Raw genomic sequence first — 4,157 nt, 5'->3', positions numbered from 1 at the left:
GGAGCCCGTCCGGCCGTCGAGGGCGCCCAGCCTCCCGGCGAAACCGAGGGCGACTAGCCCGGGGAGAGTAACGATGAAACGGCGCGGCCCCGACAAGGCATTCCCGGCAATCCTGGCGACACTGGCGCTGCTTCTCGGCGCCGGGGGCGCCGCGGCCCAATCCGCCGCGGACATCGACGCCTGGCTGACCGAGGAGGGTTACGAGTTCGTCACCTACGATGACGAGCCCGACACCTGGTACCTCAGCGCCACCGGCGAGAACATGGCCGCCATCCCGGTGATTATCTACACCCAGCAGGACTTCGTCTGCTTCCAGTGCTCCGTGGTCACCATCCCCAGCCAGTCCCACGGCGATCTCGACGCCCTCAAGGACGAGCTGTTGGCCATCGGCCTGGAGAACTATCTGGTCAAGGCCGTGATCAACTCGTCCAACGAGGTCGAGATCCAGGCCGAGTTCCCGGCCGCCGAGCTGGCCCGGGACGATTTCCTCACCGGTCTGTACCTGGTCGTCGGAACCGCCGACGCCGAATACAACCGCATCCTGGAGTACGTTTACCGCTAGCGTGACGCCGCCGGTCCGGCCCAATCAGGGAGGCGCGATGCGCGCCGCTGTCAGCTTGTTGATGATCGTCTTCGCGGTCGGGGGCCTGGCATCCCCGACCGTTTACTTATCCGCCGACTACCCATCGACGGCCCGTTTCAGCGTACCCCTGGCTCAGGGCTGGCTGGGCGCCGGTGAAGCTCCGCCCGGCGCCGTCGGCCTGGCCGACTTCGACGGCGACGGCTGGTACTACCTCTGCTACGGCGATCCGCCCGTCGAGGGCGAGGTCCTCTGGCGGGCCGGGGACAAGACGCTGTTGGTCGCCGAAGGACCCCTGAACGGCCACCCCGGCGGCGAACTCGCCCTCCTCCACCCCAGCCCGATCGAAACCCGACCGCCCGGGCCGGCGCAGAGCGAATCCCCGCAGCCCTTCGGCGGCGGGGTCGTCGAACCGGCGCTGCTGGCCCGCATCACCGAGGACAGCTATCGCGACGCCCTGGAGGAGCTGACGCAGATCCCGACGCGCTTCTCCTACACCGCGGGGTGTGACGAGGCCGCCGAGCTGCTCTGCACGGCGCTGGCCGAATTCGGCTATCAGCCGGGCTTCCACGAGTACGATCTCAGCGGCGCCGGGACGGTCTGCCTCTGGGACCTCAGCGTCCCGTCGAGCGACCACGCCTTCGCCTGCGGTCTGACCGTGGTCGAGACCGAGGACGGCGGTTCGACCTGGCGGATGTGCCCCCAGACCGCCGGACGCTACATCCGCTCCGTGTTCTTCCTCGACGACGACCACGGCTGGGCCGGAGCCTACGACGAGGTGTTGATCACCCTCGACGGCGGAGACACCTGGGAGATAAGGACGACGGGTTGGTCGGGGACGGCCCGGGGGCTGGCCTTCGTCGATGAACAGCGCGGCTGGGCCTGTGGCAACGGATTCCTCTCCACCACCACGGACGGCGGCTGGAGCTGGAGCGCCGTCGAGCTCGACCGGGAGATCGTCTTGGACGGCCTGGACGCCGAGGGTGCTTTCATCGCCGCCGCCGGGGACGCCGGCCTCGTCGCCCTCTCCAGCGACGGCGGCGCGAGCTGGGCGGTCGTCGACACCGGCGCCGGCGAGGACCTGCTCGACGTCGATGTTCTGCCCGGCGGCGACATCTGCGCCGTCGGCGCCCGGGGCAGCGTGGTCTACTCCGACGACGGCGGGGCGACCTGGAGCGCGGGCGCGCTCGATTTCAGCCTGTTCGTCTACGAGGTCGAGTTCGCCGACGCCCTGACGGGCTGGGCCGTCGGCGACAACCGCCACCTCTTCCTCACCGAAGACGGCGGGGCGAGCTGGAGCGCTATCCAAAGCGCCGACAGCGACCGCTTCCTGGCCCTCGACATCCTCAACGCCGACGAGCTGTGGCTCTGCGGCGGTGAGCCCCCCTTCGCCTACTACTCCGCCGACGGCGGCGCGACCCTCGACGGCGGCGAAGTCGAGACCGAGGAGGCCCTGGAGTGGCGCAACGTGATCTGCGATCTGCACGTCGACGCCGCCGGGACCGACGAGCCCGCCCTGCTGCTGACCGCCCACTACGACAGCATCTCCGAGGACCCCTTCAACAACGCCCCCGGGGCCGATGACAACGGCAGCGGCGTCGTCGCCTGCCTGGAGGCCGCCCGGGTCTTGGCCGGGGAACGCTTCCGCACCCCGGTGCGGTTGGCCCTGTTCTCCGGCGAGGAGCAGGGCCTGATCGGCTCCAGCTACTACGTCGCCGAGCTGGTGCAGGAGGGCTCCGTCGGCGGTGTGCTCAACCTCGACATGTACGGTTACAGGGACGACGAGGCCCTCGACCTGCGCGCCGTCACCCGGGACGACTCCCTCTGGCTCAGCGAGGCCTACGCCCGGGGTATCGATTACACCCCGGCCGAGCTCGTCGAGTACAACGATCCCGGCTACTACCGCTCCGACCACGCCAGCTTCTGGCGCGCCGGAGTGCCGGCGATCCAGATCGGCGAGAACGCCGGGACGGAGTGGAACCCCTACTACCACACCACCGAGGACACCATCGACAAGCTGGACCTCGTTCAGTGCGTGGCCGGGGCCCGGGCCGCCGCGGCGACGGTGCTGGACCTGGTCCCCCGTGTCGGCGCGGGCTCCGTTCTGGAGAACGTCTACGCCTACCCCACCCCTTTTCGTCCCGCCGTGGGACACCAGCGGCTCACCTTCTGCAACCTGCCCGCCGGAACCGAGTTGACGGTATACGATCTGACCGGCGCCCGGGTCTACAGGGCCGACGGTCTCGAGGGGACCCACCGCTGGGGCGCGGTCAACGACGCCGGTCGGGCGTTGGCCTCCGGGGTCTACCTCTACGTCGTCAGCGCCGGCGGGGAGAGCCGCAGCGGCAAGCTGACCGTCATCCGCTGACTACCGGGATCGTCCGATGACCGCCGAGCATCGCCGCCTCAAGGTGCTGGACTTCGTCCTGCTGGCCGTCTTGGCCGGCGGGGCGGTCTCGCCGTGGTTCATCGGCGAGGACTCGGGCGCCTACGCCGTGATCAGCCACGACGGCGGCCAGGAGCGCCTGCCTCTGACCGAGGACCGGACCCTGACCGTCGACGGTCCCGTGGGCCGCACGGTGATCGTTATCGAAGACGGGACGGTCCGCATCCGCGAATCCGACTGTCCGCAGAAGCTCTGCGTGCGGCTGGGCGCCGTCGACCGGGCCGGGCAGAGCCTGGTCTGCGTGCCCAACCGCGTGGTGGTGACCGTGGAAGGAGGCGGTGATGAACGCCCCGCAGGCGTCGACGCCGTCACCCGTTAGTCGGCGCTTCGAGCGTTACCGCGAGGTCGGCCTGCTGGGGTTGGCCCTGGCGCTCTACGTGCTGGAGGGCCTGCTGCCGCGACCGGCGCCGTGGTTCCGTCTGGGCCTTTCCAACGTGGTCATCCTGCTGGTCCTGCTGCGCGACGGCCCCCTCCCGGCGCTGAAGCTCAGCCTGACGCGCACCCTGTTGGGCTCCCTGTTCCTGGGTACGCTGGCCACGCCGATCATCCTGTTCAACCTGGCCGGCTCCCTGGCCAGTTGGGCGGTGATGAGCGTCCTGCGGCCGCTGTATCCGCGCCGGTTGAGTCCGGTGGGCCTGTCGCTCAGCGGCGCCGCCGTCCACGCCGCCGCCCAGCTCGCCGCGGCCGTCCTGCTGCTCTTCCCCGTCGCCCCGGCCTGGAACCTGCTGCCCGTCTTCGTTCTGCCCTCACTGGCCGCCGGGGTGGTCGTCGGTCTGATCACCGCCGCCCTGCTGCCCCCGCCCCAGGCCGTAGAGCGTTTCCAGCCTGACCAGGGCTAGGTCCTGCTCCAGCTCCCGCCGCGCCACCTCCTCGCGCAAGCTTCGCACCTCACGCCGCAGCTCCTCCAGCTCCCCGGACAGCGTCAGCCACTGCGCCGCCACCAGGGCGGGCAGGATGATGCGCACGATCCACTGCAGCCAGCGCTTCTCGCCGTTGCCGTCCATTAGCACCCCCCGATGAGCGCCCCGAGCGCCCCAAAGCGGAACAGGCTGACCAGGGCGATGGCGGCGATGTCGATGCAGATGGCCAGGTAGCGGCGGCGGCTGACCAGGGGGTCCTCGTCGTCGGGGC

General features: G+C 70.2%; 5 protein-coding genes. 4 read left to right on the top strand and 1 reads right to left on the bottom strand.

The features are described from left to right. Positions 1–73 precede the first annotated feature (73 nt). The 4 genes from GF399_10850 to GF399_10835 are packed head-to-tail and all read left to right on the top strand — an operon-like array spanning position 74 to position 3,865. On the top strand, positions 74–562 hold the full coding sequence (locus GF399_10850; protein ID MBD3400812.1) for a hypothetical protein: 489 nt from the start codon (positions 74–76) through the stop codon (positions 560–562). A gap of 37 nt (positions 563–599) precedes the next feature. Further along, positions 600–2,948 (top strand): M20/M25/M40 family metallo-hydrolase, encoded by a 2,349-nt coding sequence (locus GF399_10845; protein ID MBD3400811.1) that lies wholly within the window; start codon positions 600–602, stop codon positions 2,946–2,948. Positions 2,949–2,964: 16 nt separating this feature from the next. Then, positions 2,965–3,345, top strand: coding sequence for a hypothetical protein (locus GF399_10840; GenBank protein ID MBD3400810.1), 381 nt, complete (start codon positions 2,965–2,967; stop codon positions 3,343–3,345). Then, on the top strand, positions 3,308–3,865 hold the full coding sequence (locus tag GF399_10835; GenBank protein MBD3400809.1) for a heptaprenyl diphosphate synthase: 558 nt from the start codon (positions 3,308–3,310) through the stop codon (positions 3,863–3,865). Before GF399_10840 ends, GF399_10835 begins: the two co-directional genes overlap by 38 nt. On the opposite strand, the gene GF399_10830 is transcribed toward GF399_10835, so the two are convergent. Beyond that, positions 3,773–4,030, bottom strand: coding sequence for a hypothetical protein (locus GF399_10830; GenBank protein ID MBD3400808.1), 258 nt, complete (start codon positions 4,028–4,030; stop codon positions 3,773–3,775). The two genes, GF399_10835 and GF399_10830, sit on opposite strands and share 93 nt — an antisense overlap. Positions 4,031–4,157: the final 127 nt, after the last annotated feature.

Source organism: Candidatus Coatesbacteria bacterium (assembly GCA_014728225.1).
Classification (GTDB): domain Bacteria; phylum RBG-13-66-14; class RBG-13-66-14; order RBG-13-66-14; family RBG-13-66-14; genus WJLX01.
The sequence above is the reverse complement of the archived record's forward strand: the minus strand, read 5'-3'. Positions and strand labels throughout refer to the sequence as shown.

Bases quoted from the DNA above. Each gene is read 5' to 3' on its own strand.
- GF399_10850 (MBD3400812.1), top strand. From the start codon at position 74: ATGAAACGGCGCGGCCCCGACAAGGCATTCCCGGCAATCCTGGCGACA.
- GF399_10845 (MBD3400811.1), top strand. From the start codon at position 600: ATGCGCGCCGCTGTCAGCTTGTTGATGATCGTCTTCGCGGTCGGGGGC.
- GF399_10840 (MBD3400810.1), top strand. From the start codon at position 2,965: ATGACCGCCGAGCATCGCCGCCTCAAGGTGCTGGACTTCGTCCTGCTG.
- GF399_10835 (MBD3400809.1), top strand. From the start codon at position 3,308: ATGAACGCCCCGCAGGCGTCGACGCCGTCACCCGTTAGTCGGCGCTTC.
- GF399_10830 (MBD3400808.1), bottom strand. From the start codon at position 4,030: ATGGACGGCAACGGCGAGAAGCGCTGGCTGCAGTGGATCGTGCGCATC.